Below are 23,633 nucleotides of genomic sequence, written 5' to 3' on the forward strand. Positions count from 1 at the left end.
GGAGAACAGCGACGTCACGGCAGGGCGCTCGCACGCAGGAGGCCGAGCATGATCGGCACCACCGCGAGCAACAGGAAGGCGGGGAGGGTGCAGATCCCGAGCGGCAGCAGCAGTCGTGTCGACAAGCGCGCCGCGGCGGTGCGCCCGACGGTGCGCGCGCGGTGCCGCGCGATCCATGCGTCACCCCGGAGCAGCTCGGCGGCCGGGACCCCCGTGCGGACGGCGAGGGCGACCGTGCCGTCGACGTCGGAGTCGTCTTGCGCCCGGTCGGCCGTCGCGTCGGAGACGAGATGCCGCGCCCGATCCGTCGAGGCCCCGGACGACAGCGCCACCGCCCACAGCTCTGCGCGCAGTCCCGGGGTCGGGAGGGACCGCCGCGCCGTCCGGGACAGACGGGAGGTCCACGCCCGCGCCGTGATCGACAGCAGCACTCCCCCGCACACGCACGCCGCACCCGCGGGCTCCGACAGCGTGCGCGCGGGATCGACCCCCATGGCCATGCCCATCGGCAGGCCCACGAGCGGCATCCATCCCAGCAGGCGCGCGGTCGCGACCGGCTCGGCGAGAGCGACATCGACGTCGGCGGCGACCTCTGCGGCATCGCGCAGACTCGCCGCCACGGTGCGCAGCGTGTCCGCCAGCGGTGCGCCGGTTTCGGCGGCCACCGTCCAGACGGCGGCGACGTCCCGCCACGACTCCCCCGCCGCCCGGAGGGTCTCCCCGACGTCGGCGCCCCGCCTCGCGGCCGCCGCGGCCGTATGCAGGACCGGGTCGCCGGTCTCGGCGAGGTGCGCCCACGCGGTCGCCGCCGACGCTCCGGCCGACAGCAGGACGGCCAGGCGGAGGATGGTCTCGAGAGGGTCCGCCGTGGGCGCCGGCGCCCCGCGCCGTCGTCTCACGACCAGTCCCGGGGTTCGATGAGCAGCCGGCCGTCCTGAGCGACCGGCCGCCCCCACCCGGTGACGCGTCGCCGACCGTCGACGCGTCCGACGTGGACGATGGCATCGATCGCCGCCGCGGCCTGCTGAGCGGTGGTGGCCGGATCCATGCCGGCGAGGGCACCCAGGGCCTGGAGCCGAGGGGCGACGTCGCGCAGACTGCGCGCGTGCAGGGTGCCCGCGCCGCCGTCGTGACCGGTGTTCAACGCCATGAGCAGTTCGCGCACCTCTTCGCCCCGGCACTCGCCCACGACGAGGCGGTCCGGTCGCATGCGCAGCGCCTCGCGCAGCAGACGGGCCAGCGGGATGCCGCCGGCGCCTTCGAGGTTGGGCTGACGCGCCTCGAGTGCGACGTGGTGCGGATGGCGCGGACGGAGCTCGCACACCTCTTCTATGGTGATGATCCGTTCGTCCTCGGGGACAGCCGTCAGCAGGGCCGACAGCAGGGTCGTCTTGCCCGTGCCCGTGGCTCCCGAGACCAGGACGTTCTCGCGCCGCTCGACGAGGAGCTCGAGTCGCTGCCGGGCCCCGGCCGAGAGCATGCCCGAGCGCTGCAATGCTGCGAGGTCGAGGGGTTCGCGCCGTGGGATGCGGATCGAGATGCTCGTGCCGCGCGCCGCGACGGGGGCGAGGACGGCGTGCACCCGGATCCCGTGGTCGAGGCGCACGTCGACGCAGGGCGCCGCGTCATCCAGGTGACGACCGCCGAGAGCGATGAGACGCACGGCGAGGCGACGGACCTCGTCCTCGTCGGCGCGCCAGGACGGGATGCGATCAATCCCCTCTCCCCGATCGAGGAAGAGACCGTCCTCGCCGCTGATGAGGAGGTCGGTCACGCGCGGATCGTCGAGGAAGGGGCGCAGGAAGATCAGCGCCGGGTCGTCGTCGCCGCGCGCGGCGCCACCACCCGGGGGCCGCAGGGAGGAAGGGGAGGACATGCCCCGACGTTAGGAGCGCGCCCGCACGCATCGCCGGGCCGTCGGCCCGTTCGGGGGATGGATGCCGAGGTCGCCACCGTGGGGAGGACGGGAACCGCTGAGCGGTCCGGAAAAAAGAAGGGGCGGCATCCCTACAGTGGGGGGCGAGGGATGCCGCCACGCGCCGGGGAAAAATTGGGGGGCTCCCCCCGGCGCGAATGCCGAAATCGATGTTCGGGCAGCACCTAGATTACGCGGGACAGCCGAGCAGGCCTAACTCATCGGTCAGATTCTTTGCGATATATCACCTGTTTCACACGCGGACGGATGCCAACTATCGGAGGTGGCCCCTGCGCAGGGTGCTCGCTAGCGTGACCGGAGGGAGACGCCGTGCACCGTCGCGGGCGTCCCGGAATGCGAAGGAGCGCCCGGATGAGCAGCCAGATCGACCACCTCCTCAACGAGACCCGGCGGTTCGCCCCGTCAGCCGCTTTCGCGGGCGACGCCGTCGCCGACCGCAGCCTGTACGAGCGGGCGGCCGCCGACCGCGAGGGCTTCTGGGCCGACCAGGCGCGGGAACTGCACTGGCACACCCCGTTCACCCAGGTGCTGGACTGGTCGAACCCGCCGTTCGCCGAATGGTTCGCCGACGGCGAACTCAACGTCGCCTACAACTGTCTCGACCGCCACGTCGACGCGGGCAACGGAGAGCGCATCGCCCTGCGCTGGGAGGGCGAGCCGGGCGACCGGCGCGACATCACCTACGCCCAGCTCACCGACGAGGTCAAGCGCCTCGCCAACGTCCTGACCGACCTGGGGGTCGAAAAGGGCGACCGTGTCGCCCTGTACCTGCCCATGATCCCCGAGGCCATCGCCTCGATGCTCGCGGTGGCGCGCATCGGCGCGGTGCACTCGGTCGTCTTCGGCGGGTTCTCGGCCGACAGCCTGCGCGCGCGCATCGACGACGCCGGCGCCAAGGTCGTCATCACCGCCGATGGCGGGTGGCGCAAGGGCAAGGTGTCGCCGCTGAAGCCCGCGGTGGACCAGGCCCTCGCGGACCGCAACGGGTCCGGCATCCAAGAGACCGTGGAGCACGTGCTGGTCGTCAAGCGCGGGGAGAACGACGTCGAGTGGACCGCCGGCCGCGACCTGTGGTGGCACGACGTGGTTCCGCAGGCGTCGTCCGCGCATGAGGCGCAGGCGTTCCCGGCCGAGACGCCGCTGTTCATCCTCTACACCTCCGGCACCACCGGCAAGCCCAAGGGCATCCTGCACACCTCCGGCGGGTACCTGACGCAGGCCGCGTTCACGAACCGGGTCGTGCACGACGTGCACCCCGAGACCGACGTCTACTGGTGCACCGCCGACATCGGATGGATCACCGGCCACTCGTATGTCGCGTACGGCCCCCTCGCCAACGGCGCGACGCAGTTGCTGTACGAGGGCACTCCCGACACCCCGCACCCGGGACGCTGGTGGGAGCTCATTCAGAACCACGGCGTGACCGTCTTCTACACCGCGCCCACCGCGATCCGCTCGTTCATGAAGATCGGCCGCGACGTGCCGCAGAGCTTCGACCTGTCGTCGCTGCGGCTGCTGGGTTCGGTCGGCGAGCCGATCAACCCCGAGGCGTGGGTCTGGTACCGCGAGATCATCGGTGCCGATCGGACGCCGATCGTGGACACGTGGTGGCAGACCGAGACCGGGGCGATCATGATCTCGGCCCTGCCCGGCGTGACCGAGACCAAGCCCGGTTCGGCCCAGGTGCCCGTGCCCGGGATCTCGATCGCCGTGGTCGACGACAGCGGTGAGCCGGTCGCCAACGGGTCCGGCGGTCTGCTGGTCGTGACCGAGCCGTGGCCGAGCATGCTGCGCGGCATCTGGGGCGACCCCGATCGCTACCGCGAGACCTACTGGGAGAAGTTCGCCGACAAGGGCTACTACTTCGCCGGGGACGGCGCCCGCCTCGACGACGACGGCGACGTGTGGCTGCTCGGTCGCGTCGACGACGTGATGAACGTCTCGGGGCACCGCCTGTCGACCGCCGAGATCGAATCGGCCCTGGTCGGGCACGAAGGAGTCGCCGAGGCGGCGGTCGTCGGCGCGTCGGACGAGACCACCGGTCAAGCCGTCGTCGCCTTTGTCATCATCAAGAGCCGCTACCTGAAACAGCACCCCGTCGAGGGACTCGGAGAAGAGCTGCGCAGGTGGGTGGGCGAGCAGATCGGCCCGATTGCCCGACCTCGCGACGTGTACATCGTCGGCGAGCTGCCCAAGACGCGCTCGGGCAAGATCATGCGGCGCCTGCTGCGCGACGTCGCCGAGGGCCGCGAGGTGGGCGACACCACCACCCTCGCCGACACGGCCGTGATGAGCGTCATCAGCGCCCAGGTGAAGTGATCGGCGCGGTGGATGCCGCAGCCCCGGCATCCACCCCGTCATCGCCGTCGCACCGGGGACGACCTATCCTCCCCGAACCCGCCTCCGCGGCGTCACGGACAGGAAACGTGACGGACACCGTCGCTCGCTAGCGTGTGCTCAGCACATCCACGGGGCGGGGGCGGGCATCGGATGAGCAGGACGACACGGCACCTCATCGCGAGGGCGCGACCGACGGGTCTCTGGCGCCCCTGGGGGCTCGGCGCGCTCGCGACGGTCTTCATCATGGGCGGTACCGCGGCGGCCATCCGGGCGATCGACGAGCCGAGCCTCGCGATCGCCGCGCTCATCCCCGCGGCGACCGTGTTCGCGATCGCCCTGTTCATCGTGCCGGTGCAGTGGCTGCCCTCCCTGGCCATGGCGGTCCTGGCCCTGTTCCCCACGCGCCTCATCCCCGCCGAGGGACCTTTCAACGCCGTCCCCCCGCTGGCGATCGTCATGGGCGTGTGGGTCGTCCGGCGCCTGCTCTCACCGGGCGGACGGGGGACTCTGCCGGCCGAGAAGCCGTCGGCGCTCGCGGCGCGCTACGCCCTCTACGCCACCGGCCTGCTCTTCGCGGTGTGGCTGGTGTGCTCCATCGCGCTGAACGGGTGGGACGAGACGTCGATCGGCTGGTCGGTGGCGTTCGTCACGAGCGTGCTGCTGCCGCTGCTCGTCGTCGACGCGCGCCGCGAAGCCCGACTCCTGCGCGAGACGCTGCTGGTGGTCGGCGCCCTGTCGGGCCTGTACATCCTGGTCGAGTCGGTCCTGCGCTTCTCGCCTCTGTACGGCACCGCGTCGGGCGACCTGATCTTCTCGGTCTACCGCGCGCGAGGGGCCTTCTCGCACCCCCTCTTCGCGGCCGCCTTCCTCACGGTCCCGGCCCTGCTCGGCATCGGCACGTGGCTCACCGAAGGACGCCGTTGGCCGCTCGTGGCCGGTCTGATCGCCGCCGCCGGTGTCATGGGGACGGTGTCGCGCGGACCGCTCGCCGCCGTCGCCGTCGCGGTGGGATTCGGCATCCTGATCAGTCCTCTCTTCATCGGGTGGGCCCACGCGAAGCGGTGGATGCAGCTCGTGGTCGTGGCGGCGGTCGGCGGGGTGGCCGCCCTCAATTTCGGACCGCTCGTGGAACGGGCGGACTCCATCGAATCGCGCATCTCGGCGGACGTACGCGACCGCGCGATCGATGTCGCCTTCCGCGCCTCGGACCTGTCGGGATGGATCGGCACCGGACCGGGGACCTCGGGCGAGACGAGCCGCCTGTTCGACACGATCATCATCGAGAACAGCATGCTGCAGCTGCTGATCAGCGTCGGCATCCCGGGGCTGCTCTTCTTCCTCGCCTTCGCGGCGGCGCTGGCCTGGCGTGCCGCGGTCACCGGCAACCTCGCGGCCCTGCTCGCGCTCGTCGCGTACCTCGTCGCCATCACCGGCTTCAACACGCTCGACGCGGTGCGCAGCATGCACGTCATCATCGGCGTGCTGGCCCTGCTCGCACTGCACGGCGGCGGGCGCGAGGCGACGCCGTTCGCCCCGTCCGCCGCTCCCGCGGCTCGTCCTGTCGGGGATCGGATCCCGGCGTGACGGCGCCGCCGCGAAGCCTCGGGCGCACCGCATCGCGCGGTGCCGTGACCACGCTGGGCGCGCAGGGCGTGCGCATCGTCGTGCAGGTTACCGGCATCGTGCTGCTGGCTCGGCTGCTCTCCCCCAGCGACTACGGCGTCACGGCCATGGTGCTGGCGATCGTGGGCGTCGGCGAGATCGTGCGCGATTTCGGACTGTCCAGCGCCGCGATCCAGGCCAAGACCCTGTCGCACGGACAGCGCTCGACGCTGTTCTGGATCAACCTCGGCATCGGAGCGGCCCTCAGCGTCGCGTGCGCGGCCCTGGCCGTGCCGATCGCCGCGCTGTACGCCGATCCCCGCCTCGTCGCCGTGGCGATCGCCCTGGCCCCCACGTTCCTGCTGAACGGGTTCTCGACGCAGTTCCGCGCGCATCTGAACCGCGACTTCCGCTTCGTCTCGCTGTCGTCGGTCGAGATCGGCGCGCAGATCGCCGGGCTCGGCGTCGCCCTCGTCCTGGCCGTCTGGGGCTGGGGGTACTGGGCCCTCGTCGTGCAGCAGGTCCTGCCGGTTCTGCTCATGGCGATGGCGCTGCCCCTCGTGGCGGGGTGGTGGCCGGGATTGCCGGGTCGCGGCGAGTCCGTCCGCGGCCTGGTCTCTTTCGGCGGGCACCTCGTGGCATCCCAGGTCCTGGTGTACGCCAGTCGAAACATCGACTCGGTCATGATCGGCCGCCTCTTCGGGCCGGCCTCGCTCGGCTTCTACAACCGCGCGTTCCAGCTGATGGTCCTGCCGTTGAACCAGATCAACGCCCCCGCCTCCCGCGTCGCGCTGCCGACGCTGTCGCGCCTGCAGGACGAGCCCGAGCGATACGCCCGCTTTCTCGCCGTCGGGCAGATCGTGCTGCTCAACATCGTCGCCGGAGTGCTGGCGTTCAGTGTCGCCCAGGCGCCCGCCCTCGTCGCCGTCGCGTTGGGCCCGCGGTGGGAGCCGACCGTGCACCTGTTCCAGATCCTCGCGATCGCCGGGTTCTTCCAGGCGGCCGCGTACGCCACCTACTGGGTGTCGCTGTCGCTCGGGCTGACCAAGCGCTTCTTCTGGTACACCGTCGCGACACGGCCCGTGGTGATCGGCCTGATCGTCACGGGGGCGCTGTGGGGCGTCGAGGGCGTCGCCTGGGCGTACGCGCTCGGCAACGTGCTGGTGTGGCCCATCGGCATCGTGTGGATGACGCGCGGCACCTTCTTGCGGGGTGCTCCGCTGTTCTGGGCGGGCGCGCGCACGGTGGCCGTCTACGGCATCGCCGCCCTGCTCTCGGCCGGCGCGACCGCACTGTGGCCCGGCCTCGACGACGTCGCGCGCCTGGGTGTCGGGGCCGTCGTCCTGCTCGCCGCCCTCGCCCTCACGGCCCTGGTGCTGCCCGCCTACCGCCGCGACATCCGCACGATCCTCGCGCTGCGCCAGCACCTGCGCCGGGCGCGCGGCCCCCGCACCACCGGAGAGGACACCCCGTGAAGCTGCGTTCGATTCCGAGGCGCGTGCGGCGCCTCCGCCGTCAGGTCCTGGACCGCAGCGGCCTGCCGATCCGGCGCTTCACCGCGCTGCTGCGTTCCTCGGCAGGACGACCCGGGCACGACGGTCACGTCCTGATCGCCCCACCGGGCGCGGGCAACATCGGCGATCAGGCGATGGTGGAGGCCTTCGTCGCCGCCGCCGACCGACCGGTGACCATCGTCACCCGCCATGACGACGACCTGGTGCTGCCCGCCGACCTCGCCGGGCGCGCGCGCATCGTCGCCCTTCCCCACCTGCTCTACGGCGACGACCACGGCCACCGCGGCGACGTGCGCGCACTGGGCGCGCTGCTCGGCGGAGCGGCGACCGTGTCGATCATCGGCGCCGACATCATGGACGGGGTGTACTCGCTGCGTCCCTCGGTGCGCCGATCGACGATCGCCGCGGTGGCGGCGGAGCGGGGATTCGACACCTCCATCATCGGTTTCAGCTGGAACGGTGCCGCCCCGGCTCCGGCCCGCGCGGCGCTGGGCCGCGCGGGGACCGCCGGCGCCCGCCTGCTGCTGCGCGACCCCGCCTCGGCGGCGCGGGTGCGCGCGCTCGGCATCCCGGGGGTCGTCGAGACCGCCGACATCGTCTTCACCGACGACCGGCGCGCCGACCGCGCGCCCGTCGTGCTCGCGGGTCTCGAGCCGCCCTACGCGCTCGTGAACGCGAGCGGGTTGATCGCCCGCACGGTGGATCAGGCCCGGGAGTACCGCCCGGTCCTGGCCGAACTGCGGGCGCGCGGCATCCGTGTCGTCCTGCTTCCGCACGTGCTGCGGTCGACCGCCGACGACCTCGCCGCGTGCCGGGCCGTCCACGACGCGCTGCGACACGACGGCGAGGGCGAGGGCGTGACGCTGGTCGAGACGACGCTCGCGCCGTCCGAGATCCGCCGTCTCGCCGCGTCCGCGTCGGTCGTGGTGACCGGCCGGATGCACCTGGCGGTGATGTCGCTGGCACAGGGGGTGCCGGCGGTCACGCTCGCCTCGCAGGGCAAGGTCGAGGGGCTCATGCGGCTCTTCGACTGGCCCGAGCTGTGCGTCTCACCGCGCACGGGCATGGGCCACGACATCCGCGATGTCGTGGTCTCGGCGCTCGACGCCCCCGACGCGACCGATCGGGTCCGTCGCGGGGCCGACCGGGCGCGCGCACTCGCGCGCGCCAACACCGTACGCATCGGCGCGGGGGGCCGTGAGGATGCCGAGCGTGCGGACCGATTCTGGGGGGAACGGAATGGAAAGCACTCGACGAGCTAGCCTCTGGCTGCGCGACGACGTCGGCCGGCGGGACTGGATGGACGTCGTGAAAGGCGTGGCGATCATCATGATCGTCGCCTACCACGTATCGCTCTTTCTCAACTCGCTCGGAATGGATGCCGCCGGGGTCGGCCGCGCGCGGATCGTGCTCGATCTGTTCCCGATGCCGGCGTTCTTCCTCATCTCGGGGCTGTTCCAGACCCGCGTGCAGAGCTGGTCGTTCTCCGATCTCTGGCGACGACGACTGCGCCAGTACCTCTACCTCTACGTGGTGTGGTCGCTGCTGCGGTTCGTGTTCTACCTCGTGGTACCGAACGTGCGCGCGGACGGGGCGGGCACCGCGGCATCCGATCCCCTGGCGCTTCTGGGGATCCTGGTGTGGCCCATCAGCTCGTACTGGTTCATCTACGCCCTGTTCGTCTTCACCCTCGTGCTGTGGGCGAGCAGGGTGCTGCCGCCGTGGATGCTGCCGGCGGCTGCGCTGGTCGCCTCGGCGCTCATGTCGGCGGGGCTCATCGACACCGAGAACGTCGGGTGGAACCGCATGATCGAGTACTTCGTGTTCTTCGTCGTGGGGGCGACCTTCCAGCGCCGCATCCACACGGCCGTCGAACGAACGACCGCGCCGGTGATCGTGGGGAGCATCGTCGCCTTCGCCGCATTCGCGGTGTTCGCGACGGTCGTCCCGCGGGTCGCCGGGATCCCCGGTGTGGCCCTCGTCGGGCAGGTCCTGGTGGTCGCCGCCGGCTTCACTCTCGCCACACGGGTCGCCCGCGTGCGTCCGCTCGCGTGGATCTCGTACATCGGGGTGCGCTCGCTCAACGTCTATCTCGTGCACATCTTCGTCATCGCCCTGCTCGCGATCGTCCTCTCGCCCATAGCGGGATGGCTCGACACGCTGCCGGGTCGGGGGCTGCTGGTGATCGGGGCCATGACGGCGGTCGTGACGGCCCTGTCCATCGTGCTCACCCGGTATCTGACCCGGCTGTCGTGGCTGTTCGTCTATCCCTTCGGACGCTCCGCGGGGGCCAGAGCCACGCGCCCGAGCGCCCGGGAGACACCGTGAGCGCCCCCCGGCTGCGGTGGCCCGACACCGCCCGTGGCGGGGCGATGATCCTCGTCGTCCTCGCCCACACCCTGCAGCTCATGGGCGCGTACGGGTGGGACCTCGGCTGGCTCGACACCGCCAACACCTTCTTGACCGCGATCCGGATGCCGCTGTTCTTCGTCATCTCGGGCATGCTCGCCGCCGGTGTGGTCCGGCGCCCGTGGGGCGAGGTCTGGGCGCGCCGCCTGTGGCTGCTGGTCTACGTCTACGTGGTGTGGTCGGCCATCCGTGCGGTGTGGTTCAGCGTGGTGCCCTGGCCGCTGGGCGACGTGCCGCCGTGGCTGGCGTTCGTGCTGCTGCCGGTGTGGCCGACCACCGGGCTGTGGTTCCTGTTCGCCCTCATCCTCTACGTGGTGATCGCCCGCGCCACGCGGGCATGGCCCGCGTGGGCGGTCCTCGTCCCGGCCGCCGCGGTCTCGGTGGCGGCCGCGTACGACATCGTCCCCACGGGCGGCAATCCCATCTGGCGCTCGATCGCGCTCTACCTCTTCTTCTTCGTCCTCGGCGTCCGCGCGACGACGCGGTGGAAAGACCTGGCCGCTCGGACACGGGTGTGGTGGGCGGTTCCGGCGGTCGTCGTCGTGCCCGTCGCGTTCGCCGTGTTCACCGTCGTTCCCTCGGCCGCCGCCGGTGTCGCCCGGGTCGTGCTCTCGGTGGTGTGCGTGGCGGCATGTGTGGTCGTGGCGTCGGCGCTGGCGAGGTCGCGGGTGCTGTCAGCCCCGTTCGTCGCCGTCGGGCGTCGCACCCTCCCGGTCTATGTGCTTCACACGCTGCTCTTGGCCGCCGTCGTGCCCGTGATCCCCGCGGGCACCGTCCCCGCGGCGCTGGTCGCGGCAGGGCTGTGCGTCGGGGCCGTCGCGGTGTGCCTGGCGATCGCCGCGCTGCTGGGCTCGGTCCCGGGGATCTTCTCGCCGCCGAAGCGGTCGCCCAGGGGCGCCAACCAGATGGACTCCACCCGCGGGTAGACGGCCTCGGCCGCGAAGGCGGTCAGGAACGACCCGTGGCCCAGGCTCGCGCGCCGCTCGCGGTCGGTCTGATCGCCCATCGCGGTGGTCAGGGCCGCCACGAGCGCGTCCACGTCGCCCGGGGGCACCAGATGACCTCGGCCGCCGTCGAGGACGTCCGGGATGCCGCCGACCTCGGTCGACACGACGCAGACCCGACGGGCCAGGGCCTCGAGGATGAACATGGGCATGGCCTCGTCGCGAGAGGGCAGCACCGCGACCGCGGCGCGCTCGAGCAGTCCGAGCAGCTCGTCATGCGGCACGCCGCCGAGGAAGACCGCCCGGGGCAGGGTGCGGTCGACGACATCGGCCTCACGGACGGGCCCGGCCACGACGAGCGACCAGTCGGGGAACCGCTCGTGCACGCGGCGCCACGCCGCGTCGAGGACGTCGACGCCCTTGCGACGCGACACCACCCCGCCGAACACGACCACGCGCTCGGCGGTCGTCGCCCGCCCCGCCGGCACGGCGTTCGGCACGATGGTGACACGCTCGTCCCCCACGTAGTGCGCGGCGATCGCCCGCGCGGATTCCGAGAGGGCGATCACGTGCGCGCACGCCGACAGCACGTCGCGCACGCGGCCGGGATGCCGCGCCTCGTAGGCGTCGAATTCGCTGCCGTGCAGGTGCGCGATCACGGGGACGCCCAGCCGGGCCGCCAGACGCGCGAGGTGGCCCTCGCGCAGGAACGACCCCCGCTCGGACAGATGCGCGACGAAGACCGCGGGCTCTCGCGACCGCGCGATCCGCCGGACGCGGCGGCGCGCGGCGAGCAGGAGCCGGAGGGCGGTGAGGTGGTCGCCCGGGTTGCCGCGCGAGGCGACCACGTCGATTCGGCAGTTCGCGAACGGCCATCGGGCGTAGGCGTTGACGACCTGCGTCATGCCTCCGGGGTGGTCCCCATCACGGCCGAGGTGGTACACCGTCGGTGGGTCGACGGTGGGCCGCACCGCGGGCGAGGTCCCCTCTCGACGCAGCAGCGCGGCGAGTTCGGCGCGCACGACGTCCAGGCGCGCGCGGGCGGCGTGCAGAGCCGTCAGCGCCTCGCCGCGGCGCGCTGCCTGCGCGGTCAGACGGTCGCGGAGGGTGGCGGCATCCATCCCGGTGGTGTTGACGGCGATATCGTGCAGACCGATCGTGTCGAAGTGACGCGAGATCTTGTCGGCGTCGTCCAGCTGCAGACCGATCGGCATCGCACCCTCGGTGTACGCGGCGATGATGACGTGCAGCCGGTCGCTCGCGGCGACGGCGGTGCGGCGATAGACGGCGCGCAGCCGCTTCTCCTGCTCGGCGTGGTCGGCGGGGTCGGGCCAGCCGATCACCTCGGCGTCGAGGTCCCGCGCGAGGCGGTGGGAGCGCTCGTCGTCCACGCTGACCTGCGTGACCACCACGAGTCGCAGCCCCAGGGCGGACGCCGCGTCGCGGACGGCCGCGATCCACGCGGCGCGCGGGTACGGCCGTGGTGCGACCTCGGTGTCGTCGCGCAGCGAGACGACGAACAGGTCGCGGACGCCGGGTCCCTCTGCGCGGGCGGCCTCGACACCCCGCTCGTCGAGTCCTTCGCAGAACCCGAGGTCGGGCATGGCGGGGCCGAACCCGAGGTATGCCGCCGTGCGGTCGTCGCGCCACCGCGTGTACGAGCTCAGGACGTTGGACGGCCACATCAGGGCGCGGGGCAGCGGCGCGAAATTGCGCGCCCCGGCGCCGACACGGGCGACCCGGCCCCCGCGAGAGCGCACGAGGACGGCCGCGGGGAGCATCGCCAGGTGCTCCTTCATGCCGATCAGGGTCAATTGCAACTCGCCGGGCTTGTAGATGCTGTCGGCCTCGCCGCGCGCCGCGTACCCCACGAGCGCCCGGTACCACGACACGAACGAGCGGTAGACGACGTCTCCGGGCTGCAACCCGAGTCCCTCGTCGTAGCCCGCGGGCGACTGACCGACGTAGACGTGCAGGCGACCGCTCTCGCGAGCCCAGTCCAGCAGCGGACGTCGCAGCAGCACGTCGCCGACGTTCTCGTACTGCCCCCGTCCGACGGCGAAGATCTCGCGGCGCGCGCGGGCGTCGGCCGGCGTGCGGGGCCGGGGGGCGTTCATGCGGCGAGCTCCCTCGAGCGGGTCAGATCGTCGACCGTGGCCAGCGCGGCCGCGCGCTCGCAGATCTCGCGCGTGACGGCGGGGCCGGGGACGGCCGTGGCGATCCCGAGGGAGTTCACCAGCGCCGCGATCTGGTCCTGATGGTCGTCGACGTGCTCGCCGCGGTCGGCGTGGCGGATGGCCAGTACCGGGTGCACGCCGAGAGCGAGCATCTCGAGGAGCGAGCCGACGCCGGCATGGGACACGACCACGTCCGCCGACACGGCGGCACGCGTGAAGTCCTCGGGCGCGAGGTAGTCGTGCACCGTTCCGGGCAGGTCGTCGCGCGAGGTCGCGCCCAGTTGCCAGACGGTGTTCTCGTCGGCGAGACCCGTCGACAGCACCGCGTCGATCACCGAGTCGAACCGGTAGCCCTGGATGGTGCCAAGGGTAACGAAGAGTCGGCGCGGTCGAGCCGGACGCAGGCGCGCCGTGGCGCGGTAGGTGCTGAGGACACCGTCGCACAGCTTCCAGCGGCCGTTCGCCCATCCGGGAGCCTGGGTGCGCAGGTGCACGTTCGGCACATTCTGCAGGAGTCGCCCCGTCATCGACGGGCCGTCCACGCGGGCCACGCTCTCGATGTAGGTGGCGGGGATGCCGATGCTCGCGGCCAGGGGCAGGGCCGCCGTCGCGATCGCAGCCCCCGTGCTGATCGCCGCGTCGAAGTGCTCGGAGCGGAAGATGCGCAGGAGGGGAGCCGCGGCCGCGAGGGTTCCCTTCAGATCGCGCGGGCCCACATACGGCAGCATCACGCACCGTCGCCCCTCGAGCATCTGCCGGCTCTGCGGCGTGTCGAAGGTGATCCAGAGCGAATCAGGATGCCGTCCGAACAGCGATTCCAATCTGATCAATTCGGCGAAATGGCCGCCCGTCGAGCAGATGAATGCGGTCTTTCCGCCGGCTCCCCACACGGTCGTAGACATGACGCAACCGATTCCCCCCTGTGTTCGGGCTCGCAGGCCCGTCGGACGGTCGTCTCGTGCATTCCCCCGAAACGGGACGACCGGGATTCTTCTCCGGAGCGATCGTGCGTTTTCCGTCCGTCGCCCCGGGCGTGGCGAAACTGTACCGCGCGAATCGGGGCGGATTCGGGCTCGTCGTCTATTCGGCGAGCGATCGTCACAGCCCGTTCACATTCCCCGTCCCCCGCGCTCGCACAATGGGAACGAGAATGCGCTCGAGCGATTTCGCACGGACGCCGGGGCTGAGGGGAATCCACGAAATGGCGCCAGAACGCAAACGATCCGTCAGTCGCCGTACCGTCTTGGCCGGCGGTGCCTGGGGAGCCGGCGCCGTGGCGTTCGGTCTGTGGGCCGCCCGCTCGGCGACCGCCGCGACATCGGGGCCGACGCCCACCCTGCCCGGCGAGTATGCGCGTACCGCGAACGAGCTGACCCCGGGCGGCGCCCTGTTCGACAACATCTGCGTAACCATCAGCAAGGACCCGGCGCGCCTCTACGTGCCGCAGAGCATCAAGCCCCAGGACGGACGCCCCGTGCCGATCGTGTGGTACTACCACGGCTCGGGTGGCGATCACAACGCGCTCGACGGCAGCTTCCGCTCCTCGGCGATGTGGGCCGTCGAGCGCGGCGCGATCGCCATCTGCCAGAAGGCGGGCGGAACGCTCTACTCCGCTCCCCGCGCCGTCGAGCTCCAGAACGCGGGGCTGACGTGGCTGACCCGGCAGTTCCTCATCTCGTCGGTCGTGCTGCGCGCCACCTCGGGCGGCGGCGTGCTGGCCGCCGAGACCTACGGTCGTCGGCTGCTGCCGAACATCACGGGGCTGTACGACGTCAACGCCGCGTACGATCTGCGCGCCCTCTACGAGGACGGGGGCCGCGGCCGCCTCTCGGTGCAGGCGGTCTTCGGCGATGATCTCTCGGCGATCGACGCCGCCAACCCAAGGCGTTTCGCCCCGGACGCCTGGCGCGGCACGAAGGTCCGCGTCGTCGTCTCGACGCCCGACGGCAGCGACACCACCGTCCCTCCGCGCCGCCACGGACTCGCCCTCGTCGACCGTGTCGCCGCGGTCGCGTCCGAGGCCTCGGTCCGCACCCACACGCTCGGCCACAGCACCCCCGGATTCGCGACCGGGGACTTCACCGCGTCGATGACGCGCTGGGGTTCGCTCGCCCCCACCCCGACGGCCACACCCACGCCGACCCCGACCGCGACGCCGACGGCGACCGCGACCCCGACCCCGAGTCCCACCCCGACATCCACCCCGCGCCCCGACACCACCGCCCCCGCCGTCGCGATCCTCTCGCCCGCGTCGGGCACCGCCGTCTCGGGCGTCGTCACGATCCGCGTCTCGGCCACCGATCAGGGGGGCGTCACCGGCGTGACGATCTGGGCGGGCACCAACCGCCTGGCGGTCGCCACGCGGGTCACGGCGTCCGAGTGGCGCGCGGCCTACGACACCCGCAACGTCCGCAACGCCACGTACCCGATCACGGCGAAGGCGACCGACGCGGCGGGCAACACCGCGACCTCCGCCGCCGTCAGCCTCACGATCGCCAACTGAGCGCGACGACGCTCACCTCTGCGAGAGGTGCGCCTCGATGACCCGCGCCTGCGACAGCGCCGTGTCGATCCCGGTCGGCGACGGCATCCCGGGCTCGCTCGACACGTACGCCAGCAGCGTGCCGACCGTGCGGGCGCTGGTGGCGCCGAAGTAGGTGACGTCGAGGGCGTAGTCGTCCGCCAGGTCGTAGAAACGCTCGAACAGGGCGTTCCACCGCTCGGCGTCCGCGGCGTTCGCGGCTCCGCCTTCGCCTCCCGAGGGCCACCCCACCTCGCCGACCGCGCAGCGCACCCCCCAGTGCGCGCACCAGTCGCCGAACGTGCGCAGGCGGTCGAGGACGCGCTCGGGGTCCTCGATGTCGGCGTAGGCCGGTCCCGACGCGTCGGCGTAGAAGTGCTCCGAGTAGATCACCCGCCCGGTCGGGTCGACGATCCACGGCCCGTCGGGGGCGATGGCCGACAGTCGGCCCCGCTGGTCGCTGAGGATGCCTTCGACCCACACCGGCTGGGTCGCCCCGGTGGAGCGGATGGCATCGACCCCCACCTGCGCGAAGTGCTTGTAGACGTCCACCCCGACCGACCAGCGCGGCTCGTTGAACACGTCGTAGGCGGCCACCCCGGGTTCGTCGTGCAGGCGCCCCGCGAGCGCCGTCCAGACGGTCGTGACGTGGTCCTCGGTGATGCCGGCGCCGCATCGCACGCTGCCCGGGATCTCGGGTCCGGCGCCCCACGGATACGTGCAGCCGTTGTGCAGGTCGACCACCGTGCGGATGCCGTGGGCCCAAGCCGTGCGCACCTCGGCCGCGATCGCGTCCAGGTAGGCCTCATCGACGGGCTGGGCGAGACCGTCGAGGGCGGATCCCCCGGCCGGGATGACCTGCAGGCGCTGCCACGGCACGGCCAGGCGCACGATGTCGATGCCGCGCGCGGCGAGGAAGGCGTAGCTCGCCTCGGGCTCGTTCGCCGATCCGGCCTCGGCCCCCGCACCGCCCAGCACATGACCGTAGAGATTGACCCCGCGCAGGTACGCGGCGCCGTCGAGGTAGGCATCGAAAGCGTCGGCGGGCACCGGGACGACGTCGGGACGCGGTCCGGGGGTGCAGCCGGCCAGCATCCCGACGGCGGCGAGGGCGGCCGCGACGAGTGCGCGCGCCGCGCGCCGGGTCATGCCGGGACGGTCCGTTCCGCGTCGGTGCGCGCCGTGGCCAGGGCGACCGCCCTCAGCAGCAGACGCGCGCTGGATGCCGGCGCGAAGCGCGCGAGCCAGTCGTCCACCCCGGCCACCTCGATGCGAGAGGCCGAGACGATCGCATCGGCCAGCGCGGCCGCGTCGCCCGCGACGGCGAGTTCTCCGGTGACGCCGGGAACCACGGCATCCGCCACGCCGAGCGCGGTGGACACGGCCACCGCGGGGACACCCCGCGCGGCGGCGCGGACGAGCTCGGCGCCGAAGCCCGTGCTCCCGGCACCGAGGACCACGACGGCTCCGGGTCCCGCCATCCCGTCGTCGTCGCGGATGCGGATGCCGTGGGACGCGGCCGCACGCCGCACCGCCTCGGTCTGTGCGCCGCCGGGGCGCACGGCGAGCTCGACCGCGATCCCGCGTCGGTCGAGCTCGCGGGCCGCCGCGACGACGCGCAGCGGATCGTTCGCGGCGGTGAGCTCCCCGGCGACGACGACCGTCAGCCGCGGCGCGGCGCCGGGCCCGCGCGCAGCGCGCTCGGCGCCGCCGGGCCCGCGCGCAGCGCGCTCGGCGCCGTCGGGGACGAGTCCGGGCACGGGTTCGGGCACGACCAGGCTGCGGCTGGCCGGCACCGCGCACCCGGCGTTGATCTCGGCGGCCAGGGCGTGCGACGACGAGACCACCACATCCGCGTGACGGTAGCGACGCGCCGCCCGGATCGCGCCGATCCGCGCGGCGGGAGCGCCGCGTCGGCGGGCCGCGAGCGACTCGTGCTCGCTCACCACCACCGCGGGGCGCCGGGTGGTCAACTCGCGCGCCGCCAACGCGGCGAGGGCGGCGGCCGTGCCGACTCCCACCAGCGCGCGGGGGGCCAGGGCATCCAGCCGCGCGGCGAGGGCCGCGATGCGCGCACCGCCGCGGCCGGGCAGCGTGCGCAGGGCGATCGTGACGGCGGCGACCCCGGCCGCGGCCAGGGCGTCGGCCCAGGTCGCGGCCGTCTCCGTCGCCGGGTCGTCGGCGGATGCGACGACGAAGACGAGGTCGGTGTCAGGGCGAGCAGAAGACATTCGTGTTCCCACTTCCTGCGGCGTCGATGTCGTTGTCGCAGGCGACGGTGACACCCCGCGTCTTGTCGTGGACCCACACGCCGTAGCCGGACGTCCCGGCTCGACCGGTGTTGGCCCGGAAGTCGTTGTCGTAGCCCCAGTCGCCCCAGCTCATCGAGGCGTAGGCGTTGCCGACCGCGGTGTCTCCGGTATTGCCGCTCACCGACCAGCCGTTACCGGTCACGAGCACCCAGCCGAGCGAGCGCGACCCCGAGAGCGCCCCCTCGAAGGTGTTGTCGGCGATGACGCCGTCGCTCGTGCCCTCTTTCGCGTCGATGCCCTCGGCACCGGTCTGGATGAAGCGGTTGGCGATGATCGTGTTGCGGTCGGAGGCGTCGGCGTAACCCTGGGTCACCTCGGCCCAGCGCCGCTGCGAGGTGCCGATGTACACGCCCTCGCCGTAAGCGACGTCGAGGACCCCGGTGCGACCGAGGATGGAGTGGGCGACGACGCTGTCCGTGGTCAACGCGTAGAGGTGGATGCCCTCGTAGCCGGTGTCGCGCACGATCAGGTCGCTGAGCACGAGGCGCGAGCTGTACTTCACCATGACCCCCTGCAGGGAGCGGGCCACGGTGAAGCCGGTGAGCACGACGTTCGAGGACTGCTCGACGCGCAGGGCCGTGCCCTTGTCGATCGCCCCGGTGGTCAGCGTCGCCTTCGACGACCCGCAGATCCAGATGGGGCGGTCGGGGGTGCCCGAGGCGTTGAGCAGGAACTGGCCGGTGTAGGTGCCGTCGGCCAGACGGATGACGCTGCCCGGTTCGGCGGCGGCGAGCGCCGCGGTGAGCTCGCCGGCGTTCGCCACCGACGCGGTGGCCGTCGGGCACTCCGCCGCCCGCGGGATGTCGGCGGTGTCGAGGGGATCGACGGGCTCGGCGGTGACGACGAACGAGTCCAGGTGGGTCATGCGTCCGCCCGAGGCGGAGTTCTTCGACCCCGATCCGACGATGGTGATGGTGTGCGGCCCGTCCGACACGGGGGCGCTGTAGCCGACGACGGCGGTCGCGGTGGACTTGCCGTAGTTGTCGACGCGCGCGACCTCGACGCCGTCGATCAGGACGCGGACGATGCCGGCGTTCGCGGACTTCCACGTGTACCAGGTGATCCACCCGCCGGTGAAGGTCAGGCTCGCGGATGCCGTCGACACGGTGCTGTAGCGGATGGCTCCTCCGCTCGAACCCGACGATCCCAGCGACGTCCACGTCCCGGAGTAGGAGACGGCGGGCGAGGACTCCTCGTACGTGCCGGGACCGGCCGGGGAGGCGGCGGCGATGGCGGAGGAGGGAATGGAGGTGAGCAGCGCGGCGACGAGGGCGAAGACGACGAGGATCGGTGCGAGGAAGCGACGGGGGGACAGTGACACGGTGGGCTCCTGATCTGGCTGGGGGAACATCGAGGTTTCTAGCCGTCCGCGATGTTCAGGAGTGCCCGGTGTGCGCGAGTGGAGCTTTTCGCGGTCAGGGTGAGAAGGGCCCGGCGAACATCACGGCGTCGGATGAAGACTGCCATCTCGGCCGCACCCAGCATTCGACGGTTGCGCGATATCAGTACTTTCCGCTCAGATAACAGGTATTCCGCCCTCAATGCGTCCTTGATCCCCGACAGCGCGATGTACCGCGCCCGGAAGTAGACGAGGTCGTCGGCGTCCTGCAGTCCGAGACGCCGGGCGGTCGAGGTGACCGTCTCGTCGATGACCGCCAGCGAGTCCGCGCGTTGCCGCACCGAGGTGATGATCGAGCCGTCGCGCAGCACGTAGTCGTAGATCGGGATGCCGGTGAACGCCACCGCCGTGGCGTGACCCAGCACATCCGCGACGAGAGCGAGATCGGACTGCACCCGGGCGGGGGCGAAGGCCGCCCGCAGGAGCGTCTCTCGGCGGAACAGCTTGTTCCACAGGTGGCCGGTGATCTCGCCGCGCAGCAGCATCCGGAACGCCGCGCGCCCGTTCACCGGCGGCGAGACCGGGGGGACGAGCGGGCGTCGATCGCCGCCGCGGGTGACGAGCGTCGCCGCGGCCACGACGACGTCGGCCTCGCGCGCGGTCGCCATGCCCACGAGCGTGCGCAGGGCGTCAGGGCTCCAGGTGTCGTCCGCGTCGACGAACCACACGTACTCCCCCGTGGCCGCCTCGACGCCGGCGCGGCGGGCGCGCGCGACGCCCACGTTCTCGGGAAGTTCGACGAGCCGGAACCGATCGTCGTGCGCGATCAGGTCGCGCGCGACCCGCGCGGTGTCGTCTGCGGAGCCGTCGTCCACGATCACGACCTCGACGGCCGGATAGTCCAGGGCGGTCAGGTTCCGCACCGCCTGCGGCAGGAACGGTGCGGCCCGGTGGACGGGGAGGACGACCGAGACCGTCGGCGCGGCGCTCATCGGCGCACCCGATCGGCGACGACCGCGGTCAGCGCGCGCAACGACACCCGGGCCGCGATGACGGCCCCGACGATCTCGTCGCGTCGGGCGAGGGCGTCTCGGATGCGGTCCCGGGCCGCGGCGACGTCGTGCAGGTCGCGCGCGACGCTCGTGCCGATGATGCCCGCGCCCTCGAGGGTGCGCGACGTCTTGTCCATCGGCCCGGTGCTCAGGGCGATGGGGACGGCACCCTCCGTCGCGGCGATGACCACGGCATGGAGGCGATCGCTGAGGACTGCGGCGCTGCGGCGGTAGGTGTCGCGGAGGCGCTGCTCCTGGCGCGCGTGCGAGCCGTCGAGCCAGGTCACCGCCTCGCAGCCGAGCCGCTCGGCGAGATCACGGGCGAGGTCGCCGTCACGTTCGATCTGGGCCACGACCACCGGCTGCAGCGCGAGGTCGGCCGCGAGCGTCCGCACCGCATCGACCCACCGGTCGTCGGGACGCTCGCGCGCGGCGTGCGAGAGCCCCTGCCGCACCGAGATCGCCAGCAGCGGGCGCGGCGATCCGGCGTCTCGCAGGGTCGCGGCATCCGCCCCCAGGGCGAAGGCCCAGTCGGGGGTGACCTCGCCGACCCCCATCATGCGCCGACTCGCGGCATCCCTCCAGGTGACCACCCGGCACAACCGCAGGACCGCGCCGATCACCCGCCGCCACGCGCGCGATTCGCGGACGCCGACGCCGGTGAGGATCGCCGTCCCCCCGCGCAGACGGTGCACCAGCAGCAGGGGCGCCACTCGCAGGTAGCGCAGGGCGAACGCGCGGCGCACCTCGGTCTCTCCGGTGTCGAAGGCGTAGACCCCGCGGCCCGACAGCAGGCGGCGCGACACCGCACGTCGCCACTGCCGCGCGTCGCGCACGATCCGGTCGTCCGGCTGGAGCCCGAGCCCGCTGAGGTAGTCGTCGCTCTTGTCGCCCACCCACACCGTGAGAGGGCCCAGGGTGCGCAGGTGGTCGAGGTATCCGCGCCGCAGAACCGTGTCGCCGACGTTGTCGAACTGCCCGACCGCGGACGCCAGCACGGGCACCGTCGCGGGCGATCCGCCGCCACGCGCCCGCTCGATCGCCGCCAGCAGGACGCCCCCGCTGCGCGCGCTCGAGAAGCGCGCCGCCCACGCGGCCGTGCGCTCGGCGTCGAGTCCGCGCACCCGCCTGATCGCATCGGCGATGTCGACCGGGTCGCCCGAGAAGGCCAGCTCGCCGGTGACGGTGGGAACCAGCGCGTCGGCCGCACCGTACGAGTTCGACACCGCGACGCTGGGGATGCCGCCCATCGCGGACTCCACCAGCACGTTGCCGAACCCCTCGCGGTACGAGGGGAGCACCGTGATGGCGTTCTCGGGGGCGGATGCCACCCAGTCGGCCGTCCAGCCGGGAAGGTCCAGCGGGACGCCGCGAGCGGCCGCGAACTCCGTCAGCTCGTCGACGAGGGGTCCCTTTCCGAAACACACCACCCGGACGTCCAGCCCCTCGGCCCGCAGCAGCGCGGCGGCCTCGACCGCACGGGTGGCCCGCTTCTGGGGAACGAGCCGCATGGGCAGGAGAAGGTGCAGGGTCCGCTCGAGCGAGATCGTGTCGGAGCGGTGCGACGCCGCGGTGCGCACCTCGGCCCGCCGTCCGGCCGGGTTGGGGACGACCACCACCTGCTCGGGCCGCACGCCGTAGGCGCCGACGAGTTCACCCGCCACGGGGTGGGAGATGGCGACCACCGTGTCGGCGCGACGGTACACCCGCCGCGCGATCTCGCGTTTGATCAGATCGGCGCGGGACTGCGGTTCGGCCTCGCGCGTGGTGATGTTGCGCTCGCTCACCAGCACCGCCGGTCGGGGCCGCATGCCCCGGGTCGCGGCGAGCGCGACGAGGTTCGGGAAGTTCTGCAGCGCCACGACCGCGTCCACGGGATCGGCCCGCAACGCCGCGCGGACCTGTCGGACGGTGGCGAGGGACCCCCCGCCCGCCACGCGGGACACGGCGAATGGCGCGGCGTAGGGGACCTCGGCCCGCGGGTCGGTGAGGATGGCGCGCACCTCGTGGCCCTCGTCGGCGAGCCAGTGCGCCCAGGCGCCGGCGACGAACTCGGCTCCACCGCCGGTGAGGGCCGTGGTCAGGATCGCGATGCGCATGAGCGGCGGTGACCTCAGGCCCGCACGGGGCGCAGGTCGCGGAACGACGACGTCGCCGCGTCGGCGTCCACGCCAGCCGTCTTTGCATCCACCACGACGACCCCGACCGGGTCGATGCCGACCGCGCGCAGTCCCTCGGTCGCGGCCGCGAGCTGGGGCGCCGTCGCCCGACCCGCGGTGACGGCGAGGAGGGTCGACCCGGCGGCCGAGGCCGCGAAGATCGTGTCGCTGAGCGGCAGGGCGGGGGCGGCGTCGAGAATGACCATGTCGTAGGTCTCGGACAGCGTCTTCACGACGGCGGCGAACCCCGGGCCCGACATCAATTCGGCCGGGTTCCGCAGGGTCCGCCCGACCGGGAGCACGGCGATCCCGGCGGCCTCGCGCACGGCCTCGACGACCGTCGCCTCGCCGCTCAGGACGCCCGCCAGTCCCGGACCCTCCAGCGACAGCGACGACGAGATCGCGCCCGAGCGCAGGTTGGCGTCGACGAGCACCACACCGACGCCGAACTCCCGCATCGCCAGCGCCAGGTTGGTCGACAGCGCCGATCCCCGGTCGCGCGGGGTCGCCGGGACGACGGCCACCACGTCGAGACGGGTGTGCGGCATGTGTCCCAGGACCGCCGCGACCGTGCGGTACGCCTCCGCCACGCGGGACTGCGGCGCATCGACGACCTCGGTGAGGCTGCCGGCGCGCCCGGGGATGCTGCCCAGCACGCGCGGCACCCCCGCACCGACCGATGCCGCTCCGTGCACGCGGCGGTCGCCGATCGCGGCGAGCGCGATCCACACCAGCGCGATCGCGAATCCGACGGCGAAGCCGAGGGCGAGGTTGGTGAGCACGTTGGGCGAGGACGCCTCGTCGGGCACCTCGGGGTCCTGCAGCGTCTCGAGCCGCACCGGCGAGGCGGCCGCACCGGCGGGCGTCTCGATGGACTGCACGGTCTGCGTGAAGGCGTCGACGAACGCCGTGGCGAGGGTCGCCGCCCCCTGGGCCGTCGGAGCCTCGGCCGTGAGCTGCAGGATGGGGGTGTTCAGCGGCGCCTCCACCGTGAGCTCACGCGCGAGCTGCTCGACCGTCGTGTCCAGTCCCTGCGAGGCGATCACCTCGTTGAGCACGCGGGGCGAGCGACCGATCTCCGTGTAGGCGTAGGCCTTCTGCACCGCGAAGCTGTTGGCCTGGACCAGATCGCTCGAGCCCGCCTGCGCCGGGGCGTTGAAGGCGACCACCAGCTGCGCCGTCGAGCTGTACACCGGCGGCAGGATCAAGCCGACGGCGAAGCCGGCCGCCACGCCCAGAGCGGAGAACGCCAGGAGCGTCCACCACCATTTCTTGATCGCTCGAAGCAGGGCGGTGGCGCTCATGTGTATCCGATCGTTCGTGACGCG

Annotated in this window: 16 protein-coding genes and 1 pseudogene; 7 read left to right on the plus strand and 10 right to left on the minus strand. The window is 72.6% G+C overall.

Translation table 11 applies throughout. The features are described 5' to 3' along the window. Positions 1 to 14: 14 nt before the first annotated feature. Together ACIPVB_RS09885 and ACIPVB_RS09890 are read right to left on the minus strand one after the other, a co-directional pair. The gene (locus ACIPVB_RS09885) at positions 15 to 899 is read right to left on the minus strand and encodes a type II secretion system F family protein (RefSeq protein ID WP_400368572.1); all 885 of its coding nucleotides are present in this window, start codon (positions 897 to 899) and stop codon (positions 15 to 17) included. Beyond that, entirely contained in the window at positions 896 to 1,876 is a 981-nt protein-coding gene (locus ACIPVB_RS09890; RefSeq protein ID WP_400368573.1) for a TadA family conjugal transfer-associated ATPase, read from the minus strand. Before ACIPVB_RS09890 ends, ACIPVB_RS09885 begins: the two co-directional genes overlap by 4 nt. A gap of 411 nt (positions 1,877 to 2,287) precedes the next feature. Here ACIPVB_RS09890 and acs point away from each other — a divergent pair, with 411 nt between their 5' ends. The 6 genes from acs to ACIPVB_RS09920 all read left to right on the plus strand — a co-directional run bounded on the left by acs (position 2,288) and on the right by ACIPVB_RS09920 (position 10,727). Then, positions 2,288 to 4,255, plus strand: coding sequence for an acetate--CoA ligase (gene acs / locus ACIPVB_RS09895; protein ID WP_400368574.1), 1,968 nt, complete (start codon positions 2,288 to 2,290; stop codon positions 4,253 to 4,255). A 171-nt stretch (positions 4,256 to 4,426) separates the two neighbouring features. Further along, complete coding sequence (locus ACIPVB_RS09900) at positions 4,427 to 5,860, plus strand: hypothetical protein (protein ID WP_400368575.1); 1,434 nt, start codon at positions 4,427 to 4,429, stop codon at positions 5,858 to 5,860. Positions 5,861 to 5,904: 44 nt separating this feature from the next. Beyond that, positions 5,905 to 7,353 carry a lipopolysaccharide biosynthesis protein gene (locus tag ACIPVB_RS09905; RefSeq protein ID WP_400368577.1) on the plus strand — a complete coding sequence of 483 codons (1,449 nt, stop codon included), beginning with the start codon at positions 5,905 to 5,907 and terminating at the stop codon, positions 7,351 to 7,353. 23 nt (positions 7,354 to 7,376) lie between these two features. Beyond that, positions 7,377 to 8,654: a polysaccharide pyruvyl transferase family protein gene (locus ACIPVB_RS09910; RefSeq protein WP_400368578.1), complete on the plus strand. Its 1,278-nt coding sequence runs from the start codon at positions 7,377 to 7,379 to the stop codon at positions 8,652 to 8,654. Continuing rightward, positions 8,632 to 9,720 (plus strand): acyltransferase family protein, encoded by a 1,089-nt coding sequence (locus tag ACIPVB_RS09915; RefSeq protein WP_400368579.1) that lies wholly within the window; start codon positions 8,632 to 8,634, stop codon positions 9,718 to 9,720. Before ACIPVB_RS09910 ends, ACIPVB_RS09915 begins: the two co-directional genes overlap by 23 nt. Next, on the plus strand, positions 9,717 to 10,727 hold the full coding sequence (locus ACIPVB_RS09920; protein ID WP_400368580.1) for an acyltransferase family protein: 1,011 nt from the start codon (positions 9,717 to 9,719) through the stop codon (positions 10,725 to 10,727). Before ACIPVB_RS09915 ends, ACIPVB_RS09920 begins: the two co-directional genes overlap by 4 nt. 65 nt (positions 10,728 to 10,792) lie before the next feature. Here the strand turns inward: ACIPVB_RS09920 and ACIPVB_RS09925 are convergent. Continuing rightward, positions 10,793 to 12,862: pseudogene (locus tag ACIPVB_RS09925) on the minus strand (glycosyltransferase); the annotation flags it as partial. Then, positions 12,859 to 13,824 (minus strand): glycosyltransferase, encoded by a 966-nt coding sequence (locus tag ACIPVB_RS09930; protein WP_400368581.1) that lies wholly within the window; start codon positions 13,822 to 13,824, stop codon positions 12,859 to 12,861. The gene ACIPVB_RS09930 and the pseudogene ACIPVB_RS09925, both read right to left, overlap by 4 nt. 371 nt (positions 13,825 to 14,195) lie before the next feature. On the opposite strand from ACIPVB_RS09930, the gene ACIPVB_RS09935 reads away from it, so the two are divergent. Beyond that, positions 14,196 to 15,425: an Ig-like domain-containing protein gene (locus ACIPVB_RS09935; RefSeq protein WP_400368582.1), complete on the plus strand. Its 1,230-nt coding sequence runs from the start codon at positions 14,196 to 14,198 to the stop codon at positions 15,423 to 15,425. A 12-nt stretch (positions 15,426 to 15,437) separates the two neighbouring features. Here the strand turns inward: ACIPVB_RS09935 and ACIPVB_RS09940 are convergent, their stop codons facing one another. The 6 genes from ACIPVB_RS09940 to ACIPVB_RS09965 are packed head-to-tail and all read right to left on the minus strand — an operon-like array spanning position 15,438 to position 23,609. Further along, complete coding sequence (locus tag ACIPVB_RS09940) at positions 15,438 to 16,592, minus strand: glycoside hydrolase family 5 protein (protein ID WP_400368583.1); 1,155 nt, start codon at positions 16,590 to 16,592, stop codon at positions 15,438 to 15,440. Then, positions 16,589 to 17,674, minus strand: a complete 1,086-nt coding sequence (locus ACIPVB_RS09945) for a glycosyltransferase (RefSeq protein ID WP_400368584.1) — start codon at positions 17,672 to 17,674, stop codon at positions 16,589 to 16,591. Before ACIPVB_RS09945 ends, ACIPVB_RS09940 begins: the two co-directional genes overlap by 4 nt. Continuing rightward, positions 17,655 to 19,076 carry a NosD domain-containing protein gene (locus ACIPVB_RS09950; RefSeq protein WP_400368586.1) on the minus strand — a complete coding sequence of 474 codons (1,422 nt, stop codon included), beginning with the start codon at positions 19,074 to 19,076 and terminating at the stop codon, positions 17,655 to 17,657. Before ACIPVB_RS09950 ends, ACIPVB_RS09945 begins: the two co-directional genes overlap by 20 nt. Before the next feature lie 38 nt (positions 19,077 to 19,114). Continuing rightward, complete coding sequence (locus ACIPVB_RS09955; protein WP_400368587.1) at positions 19,115 to 20,086, minus strand: glycosyltransferase family 2 protein; 972 nt, start codon at positions 20,084 to 20,086, stop codon at positions 19,115 to 19,117. Next, complete coding sequence (locus tag ACIPVB_RS09960; RefSeq protein WP_400368589.1) at positions 20,083 to 22,245, minus strand: glycosyltransferase; 2,163 nt, start codon at positions 22,243 to 22,245, stop codon at positions 20,083 to 20,085. The genes ACIPVB_RS09955 and ACIPVB_RS09960 overlap by 4 nt, the downstream gene beginning before the upstream one ends. A 14-nt stretch (positions 22,246 to 22,259) precedes the next feature. After that, a complete protein-coding gene (locus ACIPVB_RS09965; protein ID WP_400368591.1) occupies positions 22,260 to 23,609 on the minus strand; it encodes a Wzz/FepE/Etk N-terminal domain-containing protein in 1,350 nt (449 codons plus the stop codon). Between the last annotated feature and the right edge of the window lie 24 nt (positions 23,610 to 23,633).

The organism is Microbacterium sp. NPDC090007, assembly GCF_044748345.1.
Lineage (GTDB): Bacteria > Actinomycetota > Actinomycetes > Actinomycetales > Microbacteriaceae > Microbacterium.

Coding starts and splice junctions, on each gene's coding strand:
- ACIPVB_RS09890 (WP_400368573.1), bottom strand. CDS start 1,876: ATGTCCTCCCCTTCCTCCCTGCGGCCCCCGGGTGGTGGCGCCGCGCGC.
- ACIPVB_RS09945 (WP_400368584.1), bottom strand. CDS start 17,674: ATGTCTTCTGCTCGCCCTGACACCGACCTCGTCTTCGTCGTCGCATCC.
- ACIPVB_RS09965 (WP_400368591.1), bottom strand. CDS start 23,609: ATGAGCGCCACCGCCCTGCTTCGAGCGATCAAGAAATGGTGGTGGACG.
- ACIPVB_RS09930 (WP_400368581.1), bottom strand. CDS start 13,824: ATGTCTACGACCGTGTGGGGAGCCGGCGGAAAGACCGCATTCATCTGC.
- ACIPVB_RS09915 (WP_400368579.1), top strand. CDS start 8,632: ATGGAAAGCACTCGACGAGCTAGCCTCTGGCTGCGCGACGACGTCGGC.
- acs (WP_400368574.1), top strand. CDS start 2,288: ATGAGCAGCCAGATCGACCACCTCCTCAACGAGACCCGGCGGTTCGCC.
- ACIPVB_RS09900 (WP_400368575.1), top strand. CDS start 4,427: ATGAGCAGGACGACACGGCACCTCATCGCGAGGGCGCGACCGACGGGT.
- ACIPVB_RS09940 (WP_400368583.1), bottom strand. CDS start 16,592: ATGACCCGGCGCGCGGCGCGCGCACTCGTCGCGGCCGCCCTCGCCGCC.
- ACIPVB_RS09955 (WP_400368587.1), bottom strand. CDS start 20,086: ATGAGCGCCGCGCCGACGGTCTCGGTCGTCCTCCCCGTCCACCGGGCC.
- ACIPVB_RS09960 (WP_400368589.1), bottom strand. CDS start 22,245: ATGCGCATCGCGATCCTGACCACGGCCCTCACCGGCGGTGGAGCCGAG.